19 protein-coding genes are annotated in these 21,163 nt (G+C 75.7%); 8 read left to right on the top strand and 11 right to left on the bottom strand.

Annotated elements, in window-relative coordinates:
• Both ACI79O_RS04750 and dnaA read right to left on the bottom strand, forming a co-directional pair.
• The coding region (locus ACI79O_RS04750; protein WP_456913486.1) for a hypothetical protein at positions 1-198 on the bottom strand (198 nt) is incomplete at its 3' end.
• Between the two features lie 587 nt (positions 199-785).
• Positions 786-2,678, bottom strand: coding sequence for a chromosomal replication initiator protein DnaA (dnaA, locus tag ACI79O_RS04745; protein ID WP_456913485.1), 1,893 nt, complete (start codon positions 2,676-2,678; stop codon positions 786-788).
• A 663-nt stretch (positions 2,679-3,341) separates the two neighbouring features.
• Here dnaA and rpmH point away from each other — a divergent pair.
• From rpmH to ACI79O_RS04705, 8 genes are all read left to right on the top strand, one after another.
• Positions 3,342-3,479: a 50S ribosomal protein L34 gene (gene rpmH, locus ACI79O_RS04740; RefSeq protein WP_456875766.1), complete on the top strand. Its 138-nt coding sequence runs from the start codon at positions 3,342-3,344 to the stop codon at positions 3,477-3,479.
• A gap of 1 nt (position 3,480) precedes the next feature.
• Positions 3,481-3,876: a ribonuclease P protein component gene (gene rnpA, locus ACI79O_RS04735; RefSeq protein WP_456913484.1), complete on the top strand. Its 396-nt coding sequence runs from the start codon at positions 3,481-3,483 to the stop codon at positions 3,874-3,876.
• The gene (gene yidD / locus ACI79O_RS04730) at positions 3,873-4,283 is read left to right on the top strand and encodes a membrane protein insertion efficiency factor YidD (protein ID WP_456875764.1); all 411 of its coding nucleotides are present in this window, start codon (positions 3,873-3,875) and stop codon (positions 4,281-4,283) included. Before rnpA ends, yidD begins: the two co-directional genes overlap by 4 nt.
• Positions 4,276-5,445, top strand: coding sequence for a membrane protein insertase YidC (yidC, locus tag ACI79O_RS04725; protein WP_456913483.1), 1,170 nt, complete (start codon positions 4,276-4,278; stop codon positions 5,443-5,445). Before yidD ends, yidC begins: the two co-directional genes overlap by 8 nt.
• Before the next feature lie 124 nt (positions 5,446-5,569).
• A complete protein-coding gene (locus tag ACI79O_RS04720) occupies positions 5,570-6,226 on the top strand; it encodes a Jag family protein (protein WP_456886558.1) in 657 nt (218 codons plus the stop codon).
• Positions 6,223-6,879: a 16S rRNA (guanine(527)-N(7))-methyltransferase RsmG gene (gene rsmG, locus ACI79O_RS04715; RefSeq protein ID WP_456875761.1), complete on the top strand. Its 657-nt coding sequence runs from the start codon at positions 6,223-6,225 to the stop codon at positions 6,877-6,879. The genes ACI79O_RS04720 and rsmG overlap by 4 nt, the downstream gene beginning before the upstream one ends.
• A gap of 106 nt (positions 6,880-6,985) precedes the next feature.
• Positions 6,986-8,107 carry a ParA family protein gene (locus tag ACI79O_RS04710; RefSeq protein WP_456886560.1) on the top strand — a complete coding sequence of 374 codons (1,122 nt, stop codon included), beginning with the start codon at positions 6,986-6,988 and terminating at the stop codon, positions 8,105-8,107.
• Positions 8,104-9,156: a ParB/RepB/Spo0J family partition protein gene (locus tag ACI79O_RS04705; protein WP_456886562.1), complete on the top strand. Its 1,053-nt coding sequence runs from the start codon at positions 8,104-8,106 to the stop codon at positions 9,154-9,156. Before ACI79O_RS04710 ends, ACI79O_RS04705 begins: the two co-directional genes overlap by 4 nt.
• Positions 9,157-9,219: 63 nt before the next feature.
• Here ACI79O_RS04705 and ACI79O_RS04700 read toward each other — a convergent pair whose 3' ends face one another.
• The 9 genes from ACI79O_RS04700 to ACI79O_RS04660 all read right to left on the bottom strand — a co-directional run bounded on the left by ACI79O_RS04700 (position 9,220) and on the right by ACI79O_RS04660 (position 21,123).
• Positions 9,220-10,215 carry a D-alanine--D-alanine ligase family protein gene (locus tag ACI79O_RS04700; RefSeq protein WP_456886564.1) on the bottom strand — a complete coding sequence of 332 codons (996 nt, stop codon included), beginning with the start codon at positions 10,213-10,215 and terminating at the stop codon, positions 9,220-9,222.
• Positions 10,212-11,621, bottom strand: a complete 1,410-nt coding sequence (locus ACI79O_RS04695) for an aminotransferase-like domain-containing protein (protein ID WP_456913482.1) — start codon at positions 11,619-11,621, stop codon at positions 10,212-10,214. Before ACI79O_RS04695 ends, ACI79O_RS04700 begins: the two co-directional genes overlap by 4 nt.
• Before the next feature lie 103 nt (positions 11,622-11,724).
• Positions 11,725-12,807, bottom strand: coding sequence for an N-acetylmuramoyl-L-alanine amidase (locus tag ACI79O_RS04690; RefSeq protein ID WP_456886568.1), 1,083 nt, complete (start codon positions 12,805-12,807; stop codon positions 11,725-11,727).
• A 174-nt stretch (positions 12,808-12,981) separates the two neighbouring features.
• Positions 12,982-13,311, bottom strand: coding sequence for a thioredoxin (trxA, locus tag ACI79O_RS04685; RefSeq protein ID WP_089405465.1), 330 nt, complete (start codon positions 13,309-13,311; stop codon positions 12,982-12,984).
• Between the two features lie 83 nt (positions 13,312-13,394).
• The gene (gene trxB / locus ACI79O_RS04680; protein WP_456913481.1) at positions 13,395-14,405 is read right to left on the bottom strand and encodes a thioredoxin-disulfide reductase; all 1,011 of its coding nucleotides are present in this window, start codon (positions 14,403-14,405) and stop codon (positions 13,395-13,397) included.
• Between the two features lie 65 nt (positions 14,406-14,470).
• Positions 14,471-16,096: a hypothetical protein gene (locus ACI79O_RS04675; RefSeq protein WP_456913480.1), complete on the bottom strand. Its 1,626-nt coding sequence runs from the start codon at positions 16,094-16,096 to the stop codon at positions 14,471-14,473.
• Between the two features lie 83 nt (positions 16,097-16,179).
• The gene (gene murJ / locus ACI79O_RS04670) at positions 16,180-18,282 is read right to left on the bottom strand and encodes a murein biosynthesis integral membrane protein MurJ (RefSeq protein WP_456886574.1); all 2,103 of its coding nucleotides are present in this window, start codon (positions 18,280-18,282) and stop codon (positions 16,180-16,182) included.
• Entirely contained in the window at positions 18,279-20,654 is a 2,376-nt protein-coding gene (locus ACI79O_RS04665; protein WP_456913479.1) for a DUF6049 family protein, read from the bottom strand. Before ACI79O_RS04665 ends, murJ begins: the two co-directional genes overlap by 4 nt.
• A complete protein-coding gene (locus tag ACI79O_RS04660; RefSeq protein WP_456876998.1) occupies positions 20,647-21,123 on the bottom strand; it encodes an NUDIX hydrolase in 477 nt (158 codons plus the stop codon). Before ACI79O_RS04660 ends, ACI79O_RS04665 begins: the two co-directional genes overlap by 8 nt.
• Between the last annotated feature and the right edge of the window lie 40 nt (positions 21,124-21,163).

Raw genomic sequence — 21,163 nt, 5'->3', positions numbered from 1 at the left:
GCTCCTCTCCCTGCTCCTCTCCCTGCTCCTCTCCCTGCTCCTCTCCCTGCTCCTCTCCCTGCTCCTCTCCCTGCTCCTCTCCCTGCTCCTCTCCCTGCTCCTCTCCCTGCTCCTCTCCCTGCTCCTCGCTGTGCCTCTCAGGGCCCCGGACCGGAGCGTCCCCAGCCCTACTGGGGTTCGAGAACTCCTCGAGATCAATCCCTCATCTCCGTCATCACCGGTGTGGAAGCTGGGGATCGGGGCCCTTCGTGCAGGTCAGCGCCCGAGTCGACATGTTGGCCCGCTGTGGGGAACCGGCGTCTCGTTGTTGTCGACACGTGGACATCTCGACGGCCGTGCACAGCGACCCCCCGCCGTCCACGCGCTGTCCCCGGTCCTCCCCCGGGATGTCCCCAGTCCGTGCCCAGTCCCCGTCGGGGCCCGCCTCCGGCCGTCCGTCGGTCCCGTCCGGAGCCGGGGACGACGGCCCGCCGCTGGAACGAACGTGCAGGTCAGCGCGTGGAGGACACCGGGATGCACACGTTGGGGAGTGACCTGGGGACGGCGCGCGGTCGGGCCCGCCGACCTGCACCGCCGGTCACGTCACGATCACGATCTCCCCAGGGTGTGCACATCCCTGGGGACAACTCCTCGACGAGTCGACACCGCGCAGGCCGTCGACCGCCCGCGGAACCGCGGCCGTACGGGGCAGGACGGCCATCCCGGGCCGGTCCCCGGCTGTGGACAGCCGGTGGCGGCCGTCCACCGGCGCGGGACGGCGACGGGGACGGGGCTGCCGGCAGGCGCTACTGGCGGGCGCGGCTCTTGATGCGCGCGGTCAGCTCGGTGACCTGCGTGTACGTCGCGCGCCGCTCGCTCATCAGGTTGGTGATCTTCTTGACGGCGTGCATGACCGTGGTGTGGTCCTTGCCGCCGAAGGACGCGCCGATCCGCGGCAGGGACAGCTCGGTCAGCTCGCGGCACAGGTACATCGCGATCTGGCGGGCGTTGACCAGCGTGCGGCTGCGGTTGGAGCCCTGCAGCTCCTCCATCGTCACGGAGAAGTACTCCGCGGTCGCCGCCATGATGATCGCCGCGGTGATCTGCGGGCCCTGCTCGTCGCTGATCAGGTCCTTGAGCACCAGCTCGGCCAGTGGCAGGTCGACCTGCTGCTTGTTCAGGCTGGCGAAGGCGGTCACCCGGATCAGCGCGCCCTCGAGCTCGCGGATGTTGGTCTGCACCTTGCTCGCGATGAACTCCAGCACCGGGTCGGGCACCTGCAGCCGCTCGCCGTAGGCCTTCTTCCGCAGGATCGCGATGCGGGTCTCCAGGTCCGGCGCCTGGACGTCGGTGATCAGCCCCCACTCGAACCGCGTCCGCAGCCGGTCCTCCAGCGTCGTCAGCTTCTTCGGCGCCCGGTCGGAGGTGATGACGATCTGCTTGCTGGCGTTGTGCAGCGTGTTGAAGGTGTGGAAGAACTCCTCCTGCGTCCGCTCGGCGCGCTCCAGGAACTGGATGTCGTCGATGAGCAGGAAGTCGATGTCCCGGTAGCGCCGGCGGAAGTCCTCGGCCCGTCCGGAGTGCACCAGGTTGATGAACTCGTTGGTGAACTCCTCGGTGCTGACGTAGCGCACCCGCACGTTGGGGAACATCCGCGCCGCGTAGTGCCCGATGGCGTGCAGCAGGTGCGTCTTGCCCAGCCCGGAGTCGCCGTAGACGAACAGCGGGTTGTAGGCGCGCGCCGGGGCCTCGGCGACGGCCACGGCCGCGGCGTGGGCGAAGCGGTTGCTGTTGCCGATGACGAAGCTGTCGAAGACGTACTTGGGGTTGAGCCCCGGGTCCAGCCCGGCCGGCGGACGGCGGTCCCCGAACAGCGGCACCGCGCCGCCGGTGCGGCTCCCCGGGCGCCGCGGGGACGCGTCGGCGCGGTCGGCGACCGGGTCGGGTGCCTGTTCGGCGCCGTCGTCGCCGAGGTCGAACGGCAGCACCTCGGCGCCCTCGCCGGGGCGCACGCCGCGGCGGCGGCCGGTGCCGCGCGAGCGGACCGCCGGGCTCCAGTCGGTGCCGCCCCACTCCTCCGCGGCCTCGCCGGCCGGCTCCCCGGCGCCCGGCCCGCCGGCCGGCGGGTAGGTCTCGTACGGCGCCTCGGCCGGAGGCCGGCCGTCGGTGCGGACCGGCTCGTAGCGGCCGCCGTAGGGGTCACCGCCGTAGCCGGCACCGGGACGGGGATCGCCGCCGTAGCGGCTCTCGTCCGCGGGGCCGCGCCCGCCGTCGGCCGCCTCGAAGGCGGACCGCTCCAGCGGGCGGGCGTCGCTGCGGACCCCGAAGGCGCTGCGGCCGTCGTCGGCCCGCTCGCGGTCCTCGTCGGTGGGCTCGTCGGCCGGCGGCGTCCAGGGCCGGCGGACGGGGGCCTCCGGCTCGGGCGCCGCGGCACCGGCCGGGCTGTCCTCGAGCTGGATGGCGACGCCGATGTCGCGGCCGAGCTGCTCGGACAGCGCCTCGGCCAGCACCCGGCGCATGCGCGACTCGAGCACGGTCTGGGTGAACTCGTTGGGGGCGGCGAGCACCGCGGTCCCGCCCACCAGGCCCACCGGCCGGGTGAGGTTGAGCATCGCGTTCTGCTGCCGGGTCAGGCTGGTCGCCAGCCGTTCGCGGACCGAGTCCCAGACCTCCGCCAGGTCCACCGTGGCATCGGCCATGACCGTGTCCTCCCCAAGCTGTCTCGTGCCCGTGACCGACGTCCCGGTGTCCGGGGTCCGGCTGTGGACATCCGGACACACGGGTTCCACACGAGTGTCCACAGGCTGTGCACGACTGGCGACAGGGCGCCTTGTCGACCCGCTGCTGCGGGACGGACCCGGCGTCGTCGCTGGTCGGGAGGGAGGTCGTGATACGGCTCGAGGCGGACGGCGGTCAGGTCGACCGGGTGGTCGGCCCCCGTGCCGGGTTGTCACCCGGACCGGAGCGACGGCGACGCTAACAGCCCCGTCCACAGCCCGGCAACGACGTCCGGGGACGTCTGGGACGCCCGGTGCGCGTGTCGTTCGGCGTGTCGTCCCCTGGCGGTCGGCGTGCCGACACCATCCGTCCGCCCGGGGGGTGCAGCCTGGCGGGTCGGCTCCGGCGGGACCCCCCGCCCACCCGGCGGGAGAGAACGGTCCGGCGCCGGGCCGCGGCGACCGCCCCGCCCCTGGTTATGATGGGCGGAGTCCGTGCACCCGTGCCCGCCGTCGGAGCGGGCAGGTGCGCGGAGACCCGCCTCCGGGGTCCGGCACGCGGCTCGCGCCGATCGTCCGTGCCCCGCCCGCGTGCCTGCCCCCCGGCCGGCCCGCACCGTCGACGTCCTGCCGTAGGAGTACCCCGTGAGCAAGCGCACCTTCCAGCCGAACAACCGCCGCCGGGCCAAGACCCACGGCTTCCGGCTGCGGATGCGCACCCGCGCGGGCCGCGCGATCCTCGCCGGCCGCCGCCGCAAGGGTCGCGAGAAGCTCTCCGCCTGAGGTGCTGCCCGCGCAGGCCCGCCTGCGCCGGCGTCCGGAGTTCACCGCGGTCGTCCGGTCGGGTCGGCGTGCCGGTCGGCCGACCATGGTGCTCCACTACCTCCCCGTCCGACCCCCGGTCCCCCCGACCGGGGGTCTCGACGTGTCCGGGGACGGCGCACCGGGCGCCCGCGCGGGCTTCGTCGTCGGCCGGGCCGTCGGCAACTCCGTGGTCCGCCACCGGGTGACCCGGCGGCTGCGCGTTGCCGTCCGCGAGGAGCTGCCGCGGCTGCCCGTCACCGCGGACCTGGTGGTCCGGGCCCGGCCCGAGGCCGGCACGGCCTCCTCGGCGACGCTGCGCCGCGACCTCGCCGCGGGCCTCGACCGCCTGCTCGCCGAGCGGAGCCGGTCCTCGTGAGCGCCGCGTCGCCGGCGTCCGCGCGCCGCGGCCCCCTCGCCCGGGCCCTGCTGGCGGCCATCGGCTTCTACTCCCGGGCGATCAGCCCGGCCCTGCCCCCGCGGTGCCGCTTCGCGCCCACCTGCAGCGCCTACGCCGCCGAGGCGGTCGCCGTGCACGGCGCCGCCCGCGGGTCCTGGCTCGCGCTGCGGCGGCTGCTGAAGTGCGCACCCTGGCACCCTGGTGGGTTCGACCCGGTCCCGGCGCCGCGTGCCGGGCGGACGACCCCTGGAACCGGCGGCGACGGCCGCACGTCGATGACAGCGGCACCCTCCTCGGGAGCCGCCGCCGACGGTGCCCGTCGACCCGCCCCCGAGACCCCGCCGGCTGACCGCCGGTCCCCGCAGCAGGAGGCTGGCGTTGCTTGACTGGCTGTACACCGCGATCGCCTTCGTCATGAAGACGTGGCACTCGGTGTTCTCGACGTTCCTCGACCCCGCCTCGGGCATCACCTGGGCGCTGTCGATCGCCTTCCTCGTCGTCACCGTGCGCCTGATCCTGTTCCCGCTGTTCGTCAAGCAGATCAAGAGCCAGCGGGCGATGCAGGAGATCCAGCCGGAGATCCAGAAGCTCCGCAAGCAGTACGGCGCCGACCGCCAGGGCTTCAGCCAGGCGATGATGCAGCTGCAGAAGGAGCGCGGGGTCAACCCGCTGGCCGGCTGCCTGCCCATCCTGCCGCAGATCCCGGTCTTCCTCGCGCTCTTCCACGTGCTGCGCCGGCTGCGGCCGGGTGCCGAGGGGCTCTACAGCTGGAGCTACGAGCTCACCCAGCAGGCAGCCACGGCCAAGCTGTTCGGCGCGCCGATCTCGGCGTCGTTCTTCATGTCCGGCCAGAAGGCCGAGGACATCCTGGCGCTGCCCGGGGTGAGCCAGGCCGGCATCCGCACCGTCGCGCTGATCCTCATGGTCATCATGTGCGTCACCACCTACGTGACGCAGAAGCAGATCATGAAGCGCTCCGGCCCGGTCGAGGGCCAGGCCGCGATGGTGCAGAAGCTGCTGCTCTACGGCATGCCGATCAGCCTCTTCGTCACGGGCTTCTTCTTCCCGATCGGCGTCCTGCTGTACTGGATGACCAACAACCTGTGGACGCTGGGCCAGCAGTTCTTCATCCTGCGCAAGATGCCCCCGCCCGGCTCCCCGGCCGCCAAGGCCAAGGCCGCGGCCGAGAAGCCCGCCGTCGACCCGAAGACGCTGGCCCCCAAGCCCGGCGCCAAGCCGGTCCGCACCACCAAGGGCGGCCGTCCGGCCGGTCCCGGCGTCGCCCTGACCAAGGGTGCCGACGGCTCCGCACCCGACACCCCCGCACCCGACACGGCCGCGCCCGACGGCGCGGCGAGCGGTGACGGCGTGAGCGGGCAGACCCCCACCGGCTCCCCGCCGCCTCCCTCCGGTGGCGGTGCGACCGCCGCGGGCTCCGCGGGCGCGCCCAAGGGCGGCCGCGCCGGCGGTGGCAAGGGCACCCGCCCGGCCGCCCGGGCCCCGCACGGCCGCCCCGCCGGCACCGGCGGGAAGCGCAAGCGCCGCTGAGCCCCGCGTCCGGAGGACCTGCGTCCCCGGACGCCCCCGCCCGGCCGCCGTCCCGCGACGACGCCGGCCGGGCCCCCGACCCCCGGGTCCGCCCCGGCTGCCCGCACCGACTGGAGGTCCCTCCGTGAGCGTTCCGCACCGATCCACCGACACCGCCGCCACCGCCGCCACCGCCGAGGTCACCGCCGGCGCCGTCCTCAGCCCCGCGACCGGCACCCCGGACGGACCCACCGACCTGCCCGACACCGACGAGACCGGCGCCGACGCCTCGCTCGAGCCCGCCGACGAGGTGGCTCCCGCCCCCGCCCGCGCCGGCGGCACCGAGCTGCTCGTCCGCGAGGGCGACGTGGCCGGTGACTACCTCGAGCGGCTGCTCGACATCCTCGACGTCGACGGCGACATCGACCTCGACGTGGAGGGCGACCGGGCGTCGGTGGCCATCGTCGGCGGCGAGCTCGACGACCTCGTGGGCAGCGACGGCGCGGTGCTCGAGGCGCTGCAGGAGCTCACCCGGCTCGCCGTGGCCCAGTCCACCGGCGTGCGCAGCCGGCTCATGCTCGACATCGGCGGCTACCGCGCGCGCCGCCGGGCCGCCCTCACGGCCATGGCCGCCGACGCCGCCGAGCGGGTCGCCGCGAGCGGGCAGCCCGAGCGCCTGGCGCCGATGAACCCGTTCGAGCGCAAGGTCGTCCACGACGTCGTCGCCGGGGTCGCCGGCGTCCGCAGCGAGTCGGAGGGCGAGGAGCCGCAGCGGCGCGTCGTGGTCCTGCCGGAGCGGTGAGCGACACCCCCGTCCCGTCCGCCCCACCCGCCCCGGAGGTCGCGGCCGCCGTCTTCGGGACGGCGCTGCCCGAGGCCGAGCGCTACGTCGCGCGGCTGGCCTCCGACGGCGTCACCCGCGGGCTGATCGGCCCGCGCGAGGTGCCGCGGCTGTGGGAGCGGCACGTCCTCAACAGCGCCGCGGTCGCCGAGGCCGTGCCGCCCGACGCCCGGGTGGTGGACGTCGGCAGCGGCGCCGGGCTGCCCGGCGTCCCGCTGGCGCTGGCCCGGCCCGATCTGCGGCTGACGCTGGTCGAGCCGATGGCCCGCCGCGTGGAGTTCCTGGAGGAGGTCGTCGCCGAGCTGGGGACGGACTGGCGGGTGGTCCGCGGCCGCGCCGAGGAGCGCTCGGTGGTCACCGCGGTGGGACCCGTCGACGTCGTCACCGCCCGGGCGGTGGCCGCCCTCCCCCGCCTGGTCGGCTGGTGCCGCGGCCTGCTGCGGCCCGGCGCCCGGCTGGTGGCCCTCGTCGGGGCCCGCGCGGTCGCGGAGCTGCCGGGGATGCTCCCGCGGCTGCACGCGGCGGGGATGCGGGACGTGCACGCCCGGGCTGTCGGCACGGGGCTGGGCGAGGCTGCCACTACCGTGGTGGTCATGACGCGTGGCCCGCGGTGAGGCCGCGGAGCCGGCGCACCGCGTTCCACGGCAACCCGTTCCACGTGGAACCAGCACCGACACCCGACCCGTTCCACGTGAAACGGGGCGGCAGGGAGGACCTGCGATGACCGACCCGGGCCAGCGGCTGCGCAGCAGCCTCGCGGCCGACTCGGCGGCCAGCGCCGTGGAGTTCGACAGCCCCATCGCCATGGAGGCGCTGCGGGCCACCAGGGTCCTGCACGCCGCCGACCAGGAGCCCTTCCCCGCGCCGGGTCGGATCCGCGTCATCACCGTGGCCAACCAGAAGGGCGGCGTCGGGAAGACCACCTCGACGGTCAACCTCGGCGTCGCGCTCGCCCTGTACGGGCTGCGGGCGCTGGTGATCGACCTCGACCCGCAGGGCAACACGAGCACGGCGCTCGGCGTCGAGCACACGGTGGGCACGCCGTCGATCTACGACGCGCTCGTCGGGGACAGCTCCCTGGCCGACGTCGTCCACCCGACGACGGCGAGCTCCCTGCTGCGGTGCGTGCCGGCCACGATCGACCTGGCGGGCGCCGAGATCGAGCTGGTCTCCGTCGTCGCCCGCGAGTACCGGCTGCGGCGGGCGATCGAGGGCTACATCCGCGCGCTGCCCGAGGAGGAGCGGCCACACTACGTCCTCATCGACTGCCCGCCGTCGCTGGGTCTGCTCACCCTCAACGCGCTCGTGGCCGGCGACGAGGTGCTCATCCCCATCCAGTGCGAGTACTACGCGCTGGAGGGCCTGGGTCAGCTGCTCAACAACATCGAGCTGGTGCGGGCCCACCTCAACCCGGGCATCGCCGTCCGCACCATCCTGCTGACGATGTACGACGCCCGGACCAAGCTCGCCGACCAGGTCGCCGAGGAGGTCCGCAGCCACTTCGGGGACCTGGTGCTGACGACGGTCATCCCGCGCAACGTGCGGGTGTCCGAGGCGCCGGGGTACGGCCAGTCGGTGCTCACCTACGACCCGGGCTCGCGCGGCTCGACCAGCTACGTCGAGGCCGCCCGCGAGCTCGCCGAGCGCGGCGTCCATCTGGTGCCGGAGTCCGATCCGCGGCCGATGGGGCCGCCACCTCCCCCGCCGCCCCCGGCGACCGCGCCGATGCCGGCGGTCCGGCCCCAGTCCGGCCCGCCGTCCGGCCCGCTGCAGCGTGCCTTCCCGGAGTCCGACGCCGCCGTCGTGCCCGTTCCCACCTCCGTCGACGAGGAGACCCGATGAGCAAGCGTGGCGGCCTGGGCCGGGGCCTGGCGGCGCTCATCCCCACCAGCGCCCCGCCGGTGGAGCAGCCGCCGCTGCCCGAGGCCGACCGCCCGGCCGCCGCGTCCGAGACGGCCGAGACCGGTGAGGTGGGTGGGACCCACGCCCCGGTCACCCTGCTGCCGCCGGCCGCGCAGGCGGCCGCCAGCGTCGCGGCGCAGGCCGTGTCGTCCGGTGTGGCTGCCGTCGGCGTCCCCGGCGCACAGCTGCGCGAGGTGGCCGTCACCGAGGTGGTGCCCAACCCGCGGCAGCCGCGCCAGGTGTTCGACGACGAGGCGCTCGAGGAGCTCACCCACTCGGTGCGCGAGTTCGGCCTGCTCCAGCCGATCGTCGTCCGCGAGCGGGCCGAGGGTGGCTACGAGCTCATCATGGGCGAGCGGCGGCTGCGGGCCGCCCGCGCCGCGGGCCTCGAGACCGTGCCGGCCATCGTCCGCGACACCGAGGACGACGCCCTGCTGCGCGACGCGCTGCTGGAGAACATCCACCGGGTCCAGCTCAACCCGCTGGAGGAGGCTGCGGCCTACCAGCAGCTGCTCGAGGAGTTCGGCGCCACCCACGAGGAGCTCGCGCAGCGCATCGGCCGCAGCCGCTCTCAGGTCACCAACACGATCCGGCTGCTCAAGCTGCCGGTGCGGGTGCAGACCCGGGTCGCCGCCGGCGTCATCTCCGCCGGTCACGCCCGGGCGCTGCTCGGGCTCGACGACGCCGAGGCCCAGGACGCGCTCGCCGCGCGGATCGTGGCCGAGGGGCTCTCGGTGCGCGCGACGGAGGAGGCGGTCGCGCTCGCCGCGGCCGAGCAGCCGGCCTCGCGCCGGCGCGCCCGCCGGATCAGCGCCCCGGGGGTGGAGGACCTCGCCGGCCGGCTCTCCGACGTGTTCGAGACCAAGGTCAAGATCCAGATCGGCCGGGCCAAGGGACGCATCGTCGTCGAGTTCGGCTCGGTCGACGACCTGCAGCGCATCATCGGCCAGATGGCCCCCGACGTCGCGGGGCGCCGCGAGGAGTCCTGACCCCGGGAACCGCGAAGCGGCCCGCCTTCCGTCACGGACGGAAAGCGGGCCGCTTCGCTGCGTTCAGCGGGAGGTGCGGGCCCGCCGGGTGAGCAGCTCGGAGAGGACCTCGCCGAGGTCGCGGCCGGCAGCCTCGACCGCCATGGGGAACATCGACGTCTCGGTCAGCCCCGGGGAGACGTTCACCTCGAGGAAGTGCACCTCGCCGTCGGGAGCCACGATCGCGTCGGTGCGCGAGAGGTCGGCCAGCCCCAGCGCCCGGTGCACCCGCACGGCGAGGTCGGCCGCGCGGGCGGCGACGTCGTCGGCCAGCCGCGCGGGAGCGTGGTACTCGGTGAGGCCGGGGGTGTACCGGGCGGTGTAGTCGAAGACGCCGGACTCGGGCGCGATCTCCACCGCGGGCAGCGCCTCGGGGCCCTCCCCCAGGTCGACCACCGAGAGCGCCACCTCGACGCCGTCGACGAAGCGCTCCACCAGCACCGTGTCGCCGTAGGCGAAGCAGCTGACCATCGCGGCGGGCAGGTCCTCGACCCGGGTGACCTTCTGCGCGCCGAGGGCGGAGCCACCGGAGGCGGGCTTGACCATCAGCGGCAGCCCGAGGCGGGCCACGATGAGGTCGAGCACGGCGCCGGCGCCCAGCTCGCGGAAGGTGCTGTGCGGCAGCGCGACCCAGTCCGGGGTCGCCAGGCCCGCGGTGCGCACGACCGACTTGGCGGCCGGCTTGTCCCAGGCCAGGCGGCAGGCCGCGGCCGGGGAGCCGACGTAGGGGACGCCGGCGAGGTCCAGGACCGCGCGCAGGGCGCCGTCCTCTCCGGTGGCGCCGTGCAGGGCGATGAACACCGCGTCGGCGGGCGCGGCGGCCAGGCCGGGCAGCAGGTCGGCGTCGGCGTCGCGGAGCTCGGCCTCGACCCCGACGCGGAACAGCTCCTCGACCACCTGGGTGCCCGAGGACAGGCTGACCTCGCGCTCGAAGGTCAGGCCACCGGCCAGGACGACGGCGCGCAGGGGGGTCTCCTCGGCGGCTGGGGTGGGGGCGGGCGGTGCGGCTGGCTCGCTCACGGGTGGGGGTCCTCGATCCGGTCGCTGCTGGCGGGGCCGACGATCGTCGCCGGGCCGGCACCGGACCGGCCGACGGCGCGGAACGTGCCGGTGTCGACGGTGTCGAAGGTGGAGTGCAGGTCCAGCTCGGCCTCGATGACCCGGGCCAGCCGGCGCACGCCCTCGCGGATCTGGTCGGGCTCGGGGTAGCAGTAGGACAGCCGCATGTGCTCGCGGCCCGACCCGTCGGCGTAGAAGCCGATGCCGGGGACGTAGGCGACGTGCGCGCCCACCGCCCGCGGCTGCATGAGCTTGGAGTCCAGGCCGTCCGGCAGCCGGAGCCACACGTAGAAGCCGCCGTCGGGGCGGGTCCAGGTGGTGCCCGGGGGCATGAGCGCGTCGAGCGACTCCAGCGTGGCGTCGCGGCGCTCGCGGTAGAGCTCGGTGAACAGCTTGATCTGCTCGCGCCAGGGCTGGGTGTCCAGGTACCGGGCGACCGCGTACTGGGTGAGCGAGGGCGGGCAGAGCACCTGGGCCTCGGTGGCGAGCACCAGCTTCTCGCGGACGGCGAGCGGCGCGAGCACCCAGCCGACCCGCAGCCCGGGGGAGAAGGTCTTGGAGAACGAGCCGAGGTAGACCACCCGCTGGGCGTTGCGGGCCCGCAGTGCGCGCATCGGCTCGTGGTCGAAGCCGAGCAGGCCGTAGGGGTTGTCCTCGATGACCAGCAGGTCGTAGCGGTCGGCGATGTCCATGACGGCCTGGCGGCGCGGCTCGGAGAGCGTCACGCCGGCCGGGTTGTGGAAGTTGGGCACCGTGTAGAGGAACTTGACCCGGTCGCCGTTGGCGCGGCACTCGAGCAGCGCCTGCTCCAGCGCCTCGGGGACCAGCCCGTCGTCGTCCATGGTCACGTGCCGCACCCGGGCCTCGGCGGCCTGGAAGACGCCGAGCGCGCCGACGTAGGACGGGCCCTCGGCGAGGATGACGTCGCCGGGGTCGACGAACACGCGGGTGACCAGGTCCAGGGCCTGCTGGGAGCCGACGGTCACCACGACCTCGCTGGGCGAGGCGTCGGTGATGCCCTCCAGCGCCATGACGTCGCAGATGCGCTCGCGCAGCCGGGGGTCGCCCTGGCCGGACCCGTACTGCAGGGTCTGTGCGCCCATCCCGCTGACGAGTTCGCCGATCATCGAGCCCACGGCGTCGAGCGGGAGCGCGGTGACCGCGGGCATGCCGCCGGCCAGCGAGACCACCTCGGGCCGGCTGACGACCGAGAAGAGGGCGCGGATCTCCGAGCTCTTCATGCCGTGCGTGCGGGCTGCGTACCGGTCGGCCAGCGGGTCCAGCCGCGGGTGGCGGGGCACCACGTGCCCGTGCTGCTGCGGCGGCGTGCGGTGCGGCTGGCCGTGCGACGGCGGGAGGGAGGCCACGGACCGAGTGTAGGGACGGGCGGGGTGCGCCTCCTCCGACACGGCGGGTGAGACGGACCCGTCCGGTCCCGTCGTCCCACGCGCCCCAGGAGTGCGCGGTGCGCTACGCCCGCTGGGGCAGGACGAAGGTGCCGGTGGGCGGGTCGGCCTCGGCGGGCAGGAAGAGCCGCTGGACGGCGGCCAGGACGGCGGAGGCGACCGTGCCGCGCAGCCGGGCGTCGAGCAGCAGCAGCCGGTCGACCGGGTGGGACAGGTACCCGCAGTCGAGCCGGACGGCGGGCATGCGGGTCCACCGCAGCAGGTCCCAGGTCTTGGGGTGCCCGCCCAGGTCGAGCATGCCGGTGCGGGCCACGACCTCGCGGCGGGCGAGGTCGGCGAACCGCTCCCCCACCGTCGACGACGTCCCCGAGCCGGTGCCGTAGTAGTAGCTGGCCACCCCGCGGGCGTGCGGTGAGCCGTGCGCGTCCATGTGCAGCGAGATGAACAGGTCGGCGCGGGCGTCGTTGGCGAAGGCGGTCCGCTGCTCGGGCGTGGGGTCCTGGTCCCGGCCGCGGGTGAGGTAGACCGTGGCGCCGGCGGCGGCCAGCCGGCCCTCGATCCGGCGGGCCACGTCGAGCACCAGGTCGGCCTCGGTGGTCTCGCCGGCGGTGAACCCGGTGTCCTCGCCGCCGTGCCCGGGGTCGACGACGATCCGCCGGCCGATCAGGTGCGGCCCGCTGTCGACGAGGCTCGCGCTCTGCCGGAGCAGCTGCGGGCGGCCGCCGGTGACCTTGCGGCCGAGCTGGCGCAGCGCCCGCAGGGTCGCCGGCCCGCACGTGCCGTCGGGGGTCAGCCCGTAGTCGCGCTGGAAGGCCCGCAGCCCGGTCTCGGTCTCCCGGCCGAAGATGCCGTCGGCGCGGCCGGCGTCGTAGCCGAGCTCGAGCAGGCGCTCCTGCAGGCCGGTGACGTCGTCGCCGCGCACGGGCCGCTCGGGGTCGTGGTGCAGCAGCCGGTCGCCGAGCGACCAGCGCGCTTCCGACAGCGCCCGGTAGGTCTCCTCGCCGACCCGGCCGTCGACCGACAGCCCGCGCACCTGCTGGAAGTGGCGGACGGCGAGCTCGGTGGCCTGGTCGTACACCTCGGTCGCCGCCCCGGCGGCGGGCTGCAGCAGGCCGAGGCTGCGCAGCGCGGACTGGACGTCGGCCACCGCCGGTCCGTGGTCTCCCGGACGCAGCGGTTCCATGCTGCTGTCGTTACCCATCGTGCCGACGATTGTCCCGTGCGCGACCCCGACCGGCCCAGCGGGGTCTCCCCTACGCGTCCCCGGAGACGGCGAGGGCCCGCTCCCCCGGGTGGAGGAACGGGCCCTGGCAGAGGGGTCCTACCGGATGTAGTCGGCGAGGTCGGAGAGGATCGCGCCCTTGGGCTTGGCGCCGATGATGCTCTTCACCGGCTTGCCGCCCTGGAAGACGGTCATCGTCGGGATCGACATGACCTGGTAGTCCCGGGCGATCTGCGGGTTCTCGTCGATGTTGAGCTTGGCGATGGTGAGCTTCTCGCCGTGCTCCTTGGCGATCTCCTCCAGCACGGGGGCGACCATCTTGCACGGCCCGCACCACTCCGCCCAGAAGTCGACGAGGACGGGCTTGTCGCTGCCCAGCACCTCGTTGGCGAAGGTCGCGTCGGTGACCGTCACGGTGTTGCCTGCCATGGTCGTTCTCCCTCTCGGTCTGTCGAGGTCTGGGGTGGGCCTCCGGGGGTGAGAACCCCGGAGTGCCGTGGGGTATGCCCGGATCAGCGCTCGTCGAAGGTCTCGGCCAGCCAGCGCTCGGCGTCGATGGCCGCGGCGGCACCGGTGCCGGCCGAGGTGATCGCCTGGCGGTACACGTGGTCGACCACGTCACCGCAGGCGAAGACGCCGTCGATGTTGGTCCGGGTGGTGGGGTGCTCGACCTGGATGTAGCCCTCGTCGTCGACCTTGAGCTGGCCGACGAAGAGCTCGCTGCGCGGATCGTGGCCGATGGCCACGAACACGCCGGAGGTCGGCATCTCCTCGGTGGCGCCGCTGACGACGTCGGTGAGCTGGACGCCGGAGACGGTCTGGTCGCCGAGGACGTCGGTGACCTGCTTGCCGAGCTGCCAGCGGATCTTCTCGTTGTCGTGGGCGCGCTTCTGCATGATCTTCGAGGCGCGCAGCTCCTCGCGGCGGTGGACGACCGTCACGCTCCGGGCGAAGCGGGTGAGGAAGGTGGCCTCCTCCATCGCGGAGTCGCCACCACCGACCACGACGATGTCCTGGTCGCGGAAGAAGAAGCCGTCACAGGTGGCACAGGCGGACACGCCGCGGCCGAGCAGGCGCTGCTCGTTCTCCAGGCCCAGGTACCGGTACTTCGAGCCGGTGGCCACGATGACCGCGTGCGCCCGGTGCACCTCGTCGCCGACCTTGACCACCTTCGGCGTGGCGGTGAGGTCGACCTCGGTGACGTCGCGGGCGACCAGCTCGGCGCCGAAGCGCTCGGCCTGGGTGCGCATGTCGTCCATCAGCTGCGGGCCCTGGATGCCCTCCGGGAACCCGGGGAAGTTCTCGACCTCGGTCGTGGTCATCAGGGCGCCACCGAACTGGGAGCCCTCGAAGACCAGTGGGTGCAGGTTGGCCCGCGCGGCGTAGACCGCCGCCGTGTACCCGGCGGGGCCCGACCCGATGATGATCAGGTCACGGACGCCGTCGTGCTCCGCCGGCGGGATCACCGGCGCGGTGATCTCGGTGGTCGTGGCGGGGCCAGGGGTCGGCTGGGGGTGGGTCACGCGCGGCACAACGCCCCATCCTAGTGCCGCATTCCCCCATCAGGGCCGGTGGAGGGGGGTGTGGCTCACTCGGCGGGGGTGACGGCGACCTCGGCGAGGGCCCCGGCGAAGCCGTCCTCGGCGGGCACCAGACCGGTCACCCACACCAGCACGTACCGCGTGGTCACCGGCTCGTCGAAGGAGAGCTCGGCGGTGCCGTCGACGGTGCCGGCGGCGGCGACGGGGAAGGACTCCAGGTCGCCGTCGGGGGCCTCGCCGGTGCGGACCTCCACGGCGATGCCCGGGGTGGTCGTCGTCAGGGTCACCCCGCCGACCGGCTGGGCCGCGCCGAGGTCGAGGACGAGCCCGACGCCGGGCTTGAGGTTGCCGAAGGCGGGCGAGCCCCGGTAGCTCAGCGTCGACCACGCGGTGGCCGGGTCCCCGTCGACGGCCAGCGGCACGTCGTCGTCGTTCTCGGACGCCCCGTCACCGAAGGGGTCGAAGACCGCGCCGGAGGCGACGGCCAGGGGTGCGCCGGGGGTCGCGGGGGGCGCGGCGCTCGCCGAGGTCGCGGCGCTGCTCGACGACGGCGACGGCGTGACCGGCCGGCGGTCCACGTCGTCGGCCACCGACAGCAGGTTCGTGCCCACCCACCAGGCCAGCAGCACGACGACGGCGAGCGCGGCCAGCAGCAGCCCGGCGACCAGCAGCCGGCGGGAGGACCGCGACCGGCCGCCGCCCTCGTCGTCGTCGGCCGCGTCGAGCAGGACCGGGTCGTCGTCGGCCGCGTCGTCGGGAGAGCGCAGGGGCGGGACCGGTGGGAGGACGCCGGGGCCCATCCGCTGCGGCCGGTCCTCGGGCTCCGGTGCGACGACCGGGGTCGCCACCGTCGCGTCCCCCGCGCTGTCCGCCTGCTCGGCGTCCCGGTACTCGCGCAGCCGGCGCAGCCAGCCGCTGTCGCTCTCGTCCCGGTCGCGGACCGGCACGGAGGCGTGGCCCCCGCTGCGCGGCCGCTCGGCCAGCAGGGCGGCCATCGCGGCGGCGCTGGCCAGCCCCGCACCCGGCTCGGTGGACCGCGCCCGCCGTACGAGGGCGGCCAGGTCGGGCTGGGTGATGACCGGGGGTGGCGCGGCGACGCCGTCGGGACCGGCGAGGCCGGCGCGGCGGCCGGTCAGGCAGTACTCGAGCAGGGCGCCCAGCGCGGCGATGTCCTCCTGGACGCTGCCGGTGGCGGCCGGGACGGCGCGCAGCCCGACCAGCCCGTTGGGCCGCAGCACGACGGTCTCGGGGCTCAGCCCGCCGACGGCCAGGCCGACCCGGTGTGCCTCGGCGACGCCCTCGGCGAGCCGGCGCAGCACCGTGCGGGCCTGCCGCTCGTCCATCGGGCCGTCCGCGAGCCGGTCGGCGAGGGTCTGGCCCTCGATCCACTCGTTGACGACGTAGGCGACCCCGCCCGCACCGCCGGTGCCCTCCGAGGCGTCGTAGACCATCGCCAGGGCGGGCGTGGCCAGCCCGCCGGCGGTCAGCGCGCGGGCGATCCAGGCCCGCGCCGCCGGCCCGCCGGGCACGTGCACGCGGATGGCGACGTCGCGGTTGAGGACGCGGTCGCGGGCCCGCCAGCAGTGGATGACGCCGGTGCCGGTCCGCTCCTCGGGGCCGATCTGGTCCAGCGGCCGGTAGCGGTCGGGGAGCCCGGTGATCGTGGACGTCACGGACGCTGCCGACCCCCTGTCGCTGTCCGGCCGGTGGCGTGCTGCCCCGGGGCCGGTGCCGTCGCCCGCCGGCCGGTCGGCGCTCATCCGCGGCCCAGCCGCGCGCGGACGGCGGCGAGGGGCTCCCGGAGCTCCGGGACGCGGGCGAGCACGAACCCGGCCAGGGCCGTGACACCGACGACCACGGTACCGATCACGAGGGTGCCGAGCGAGCCTGCCACGGACGTGCCGAAGGCGTCCTCGGTCACCCCGGTCACCAGCCAGCCCAGCACGCCGGCGACGACCGAGGCCAGGACCATCCACAGCACCGGGCCGAGGGTCTCGCGGGTGCGCAGCCCGCCGAGCCTGCGCTGCAGCGCCACGTGCCCGAACACCCACCCGGCGAGGTAGGTGACGCTGGTGGCCAGCATCAGCCCGGCGACGACGTGCTCGGGCCCGACGACCGCCGGGACGAGCAGCAGCAGCGGCACCCGGACCAGCACCATGCCGACCTGGATGAGCGTGGGCGTGCGGGCGTCCTTCATGGCGTAGAAGACCCGCAGCTGCAGCAGCGTCACCGCCATGGGCAGCAGGCCGAACGCGCCGACCGCGAGCGCCGCGCCGATGCCCTGGGCCTCCTCCACCGAGGTGTTGCCGCGGGCGAAGGCGACGGTGGCCAGCTCCGGGCCCAGCACGGTCAGCGCCGCGGCCACAGGCAGCAGCCCCAGCGCCGACAGCCGGGTGCCCAGGGCGAGGTCCTGCACGACGCCGGGCACGTCGGAGCGGGCGGCGGCGCGGCTCATCCGCGGCACCAGGGCGGTCAGCAGCGCGACGCCGATGATCCCGTAGGGCATCTGGAACAGCAGGCTGGCGATGGCCAGCGCACTGGACCCCAGGCCGCCCTCGCGGGTGGCGGCGTTGGCGATGCGGGTGGCCACCACCACGCCGACCTGGCTGACGGCGACGTAGCCGACCACCCACAGCCCCAGGCCGCCCACCTCGCGCAGGCCGATGCCCCGCAGGTTCCACCGGGGCCGCAGCGGCACGCCGGCGCGGCGCAGCAGGGGTACGAGCACCAGCGCCTGCACGGCGATCCCGAGCAGCGTGCCGCCGCCGAGCAGCCAGACCTGGCCGGGCGTGATGGTCGCCGGGGTGAGGTCACCGGGCCCGGCGGCCATCAGGAAGAGCACGCCGGTGGCGATGACGACGAGGTTGTTGAGCACCGGCGCCCAGGCGGGCGGCCCGAACACGCCGCGGGAGTTGAGGATCGCCTGGGCGAGTGCGCCGATGCCGTAGAACACGATCTCGAGCAGCAGGATCCGCGCCAGCCAGTTGGCCAGCCGCACCTGTTCCTCGTCGCCCTGGATGCCGTAGAGCGCGGTGAGCAGCGGGGCGACCGCGACGGCGACGGCGGTGACCACCACCAGCCCGGCGATGGCCACGGTGGACAGCCGCTGGGCGTAGGACACCCCGCCGTCCCGGTCGCGTTCCTGGGCGTGCACCAGCAGCGGCACGATGACCGAGGTGAGGACCCCGCCGAGCAGCAGCTCGTAGACGATGTTGGGCAGCGTGTTGGCGGTGTTGTAGGCGTCGTTGACCAGGCCGACGCCCAGCGCCGCGGCCAGCACGACGGTGCGCAGCAGTCCGGTGACGCGGGACACCAGCGTGGCCACCGCCATCGTGCCCGCCGCGCGCAGGATGCCCCGGCTGGCGCCGGGGGTGCCCTCCCGCCGGCGGGCCTCCTCCTCGGTCTCCCCCTCCGGCGGCCGCGGCACCGGCGGCAGCACCAGCATCGGGAGGACCTGGGTCTCCTCGGCCGGCAGGAAGCGGTGGCGCACCGGCGGCGGCACCGGCGGCAGCGGCCGGGGGGTGCGCCGGACCTCCGCGGGCGGTGCGGCAGGCGGCCGGGCGCCGGTCCGCGGCGGTGGGGAGGGCGGCCGGCCGGCCGGGGAGCGCCCGGGCGCCGCGTCCGGGCGCGGCCGGGCCGGCGGCGGGACCGGGGGTACCGGACGGCGGGCCGGCGGGGCGGGCAGCCGCGAGTCCGGCGGCGGCGCGACCGGGTAGGGCGGCGGGGGGAGCGGCGGCCGGCTCGAGCGCTCGGTGCGGTCCGGACGCTCGGTGTGGTCCCGCGCACCGGAGGTGGGCGGGACCGGCGGCAGCGGCCGCTGCGCGGGGGCGTCCTCCTCGCTGCGGGGCCCGCCGCTCACACCGGGCTCCGGCTGGGCGGGAACGACGCGCCGGCCGGCTCGGCCGCGTCCTGCTCGCGGCCGCGCCGGCGCAGGTACCGCACGCCGCGGCGCAGGAACAGCAGGCCGAGCAGCGCGGCGGCGCCGATGGTGATCGACAGCGAGATGGTGCCGTAGGCGGTGCTGCGCACCTGGATGGCGACGTCCTCGCCCAGCGGCCGGCCGCCGGGCGTGGTCAGACCCGCGGTGACGGCGAACCGCCCGGACTGGCGGACCTCGGTGGGGATCTCCACCGTCGTCCGCTGCCCGGGCGCCACCTCCTGCGGGCCCGGGTCGCCGATGGTCAGGCCGACGTTGTCGCGGGTGCGGACGTCGAACAGCACCCGCACGGGGAAGGGCAGGTCGTTCTGCACGGTGAGCACCAGCGGGGCGTCGCTGGAGGCCAGGCTGTAGGTGCCGTCGGCCGGAGCGAGCAGGGTGACCTGCCGGCGCAGGTCCTCGACGGTGTCGCGCAGGTCGGCCGCCGCCGTCCGGAAGGCGGCCGGCTCGTCGCGCCAGGCCGACGACGCGGTGCGGGCCAGCGCGGCGTCGTACGGGGCCAGCTCCGTGGCGGGGTCGCTGGTCACCGCTCCGGCGAGGTCGTCGCGCAGGCTCGCGGCGGCGACGACGTCGGCCAGGCCCTGGGGGTCGAGCAGGGCGGCGTCCGCCGGCTCGAGCGGCGTGCCGGCGTCGGTGACCGGCCCGGCCGCGAGGTCGGTGAGCGAGGCGGGGCGCAGGCCCGGCAGCGCGGTGTCGGCGATCATCGCGGCGACGGTCTCGGGGTCGGGGTCGACGTCGCGCGGCGCGGCGACGAGCACCGACTGGCCGGCCGGGTCGGCGACCGGCTGCTGGGAGAGCAGGACCAGCTCGGCGAGGTAGCGCTGCTCGGCCACCCGGGGCCCGCCGGCGGTGCTCCGGGTGGCGCCGGCCAGGCCGGACAGGCCGCTGTCGGCCACCAGCGCCTCGACCGGGCCCTCGGCGCCGGGCAGGGTGGTGCGGGCCGCCGCGCCGCCGCCGGCGAGGCCGAGCGCGGCCTCACCCGTGGTCAGGGCGCCGGAGGCGACGACGACCTGCTCGACGCCGCCGCCGCGGAGCGTGCCGAGGGTCTCGGGCCGCAGCGAGCCGCCGGCGGCCCAGGCGAGGTCGGTGCGCGGCGCGACGCCGAGCACCTCCTCGACCAGGGCGGCACCGGCCGGTCCCGGGGAGTCGGCGGAGACGGTGCTCTCGGGCCTGCCGTCGGTGGGGTCCCCGCCCTCCCCCGTGGCCGGCGCCGGAGCGGCCGCGGGCAGGCTGCGGGTGAGCGCCGCGGGCAGGCCGGCCGACTGCAGCGCGTCGGCGTCGACGTCGCCGTAGGACAGCGCGACGACGGGGTGCTCGGCGGCCACGGCGCGCAGCCGCTCGAGCCAGGCCGCGGCCGCCTCGGTGCCGGTGCCCGCGCCCTCCTCGCCCGCGACGTCGTAGGGCCCCTCGGCCATGAGCGCGAGCTCCTCGACCAGCGCCGGGTCGACGGCCACGCTGACCGGGGCGACGGGGGTGGTCGTGGGCGCGCCCGGCCCGAGCGCGGTGGGCAGCCGCTCGAGCACCTCCAGCGCCCGGTCGAGCCGGCCGCCCTCGGACACCAGGCCGGTGAGGTCGTCGTCGACGAACCCGCCCGAGGCGTCGCGGTGGGTGCGCTCGACCAGCGGCCACAGCCAGGCCACCGCGGTCGCGGCGGCGGGGGCAGCGGTCTGCTGCACCACGGAGGTGGTCACCTCCCCGACCCGCCGCGGGTCGCCGTCGGCCCCGGTCCCGTTGACGTTGAGCAGCACCGGGTAGACGCCGTCGCGGTCCATGGCCAGGTCGGCGGTGGAGGCCGTGTAGGTGAACGGCAGCGAGGCGCCGGGCTCCAGCGGGGCGGGCAGCGGCACGAAGGGCGTGACGGCCGCCGACACCGGGTCGGGGTCGACGTCGGCGGCGAGGAGTTCGGCCCGGGTGGTGACCACCTCGCCGCGCTGCAGGCGGATGCCGAGGTCGGTGAGCGTCTCGTCGCCGGCGTTGGTGAGCGTGCCGGCCAGCGTGACCGTGCCACCGGGCGCGACCGTGCGCGGGTCGAGGCGGGTCAGCTCGACGGTCACCGGGCGCTCGGGGTCGACGGGGGGTGCGGGCCGCGACGGCGCGGTCGGCGTGGGCGGCGTCGTGGGGGCGGCGGCGGCCGGCGCCGCCGCCGGCCCCGCGAGCAGCGGGAGGGCCAGCAGCGCGGTGGTCAGGACGCGGCGGACGCGGTCACCGCGGCGCGTCCCGGCCCTCCCGCGCCGGCCGGCCCCGGCGGCGGGGGTGCTGTGCCTGGGACGGACCTCGCGCGAGCGGTCACGCACTGTCGGCGAGCAGCGCCGGCGCCCGCTCGACCAGCGCACGCTCGTCGGCGTAGGCCAGCCGGTCGCTCAGCTCGTCGAGGGGCACCCAGGCGACCTCGGTCACCTCGACGTCGGCGTCGGAGAGGGCACCGCCGATGGCGCGCAGCAGGAAGTGGTGCACGGTCTTGTGGACCCGCCGGCCCTCGGCGACGAACCAGAAGTCGATGATCCCGAGCGGGGCGAGGACCTCACCGATGATCCCGGTCTCCTCGGCGACCTCGCGGACCGCGGTGTCCTCCGGGGTCTCGCCCTCCTCGATGTGCCCCTTCGGCAGCGACCACAGCAGCCGACCCCGGCGGTCGGTGCGGCCGATGAGCGCGGCGCGGGGGCCGGAGATGCCGTCGTCGGCGACCACCAGGCCCCCGGCGGAGGTCTCGTCGACCCGGCGCAGTCGGCGGCCGGGGCGCCCTCGTCCACCGGTCCCTCCCATGCCAGGAGGGTAGCGCGAGACGCCGCACTACCCTGGCTCG

The sequence above is a fragment of the Geodermatophilus sp. SYSU D00696 genome, assembly GCF_054050235.1.
This window is presented reverse-complemented; position numbering and strand designations above follow the sequence as displayed.

Excerpts from the sequence above, each read along its gene's own strand:
- dnaA (WP_456913485.1), bottom strand. The coding sequence starts at position 2,678 with ATGGCCGATGCCACGGTGGACCTGGCGGAGGTCTGGGACTCGGTCCGC.
- trxA (WP_089405465.1), bottom strand. The coding sequence starts at position 13,311 with ATGGCAGGCAACACCGTGACGGTCACCGACGCGACCTTCGCCAACGAG.
- ACI79O_RS04710 (WP_456886560.1), top strand. The coding sequence starts at position 6,986 with ATGACCGACCCGGGCCAGCGGCTGCGCAGCAGCCTCGCGGCCGACTCG.
- ACI79O_RS04705 (WP_456886562.1), top strand. The coding sequence starts at position 8,104 with ATGAGCAAGCGTGGCGGCCTGGGCCGGGGCCTGGCGGCGCTCATCCCC.
- ACI79O_RS04660 (WP_456876998.1), bottom strand. The coding sequence starts at position 21,123 with ATGGGAGGGACCGGTGGACGAGGGCGCCCCGGCCGCCGACTGCGCCGG.